1 protein-coding gene is annotated in these 254 nt (G+C 43.7%); it reads right to left on the bottom strand.

Annotation, left to right across the window (positions count from 1 at the left end):
* The coding region (locus O0V13_RS21615) for an IS110 family transposase (RefSeq protein WP_326492761.1) at positions 1-254 on the bottom strand (254 nt) is incomplete at both ends.

Below are 254 nucleotides of genomic sequence, written 5' to 3'. Positions count from 1 at the left end.
ACCAAAATAATCTTAAAATCCTCTTCCAGGATGTTATAGATAGGTTTCCAATAAACTCCGGTACTTTCCATGGCAATATGGGTAATGGAAAGGGAATTCAACCATAATTTAAGCTCCTCGATCTGGGAAGTGAAAGTCCCAAAGGTCTTGGTCTCAATCTCAACGTCATTACCTCTGACCGTGGCAACGATCGTCTTTTGGTGAACATCGAGGCCGCAGCCTCGCTCAATCACCTGCTCGAATTTGATTTGTGC

The organism is Algoriphagus sp. PAP.12 (genome assembly GCF_026652115.1).
GTDB lineage: Bacteria > Bacteroidota > Bacteroidia > Cytophagales > Cyclobacteriaceae > Algoriphagus.
This window is presented reverse-complemented; position numbering and strand designations above follow the sequence as displayed.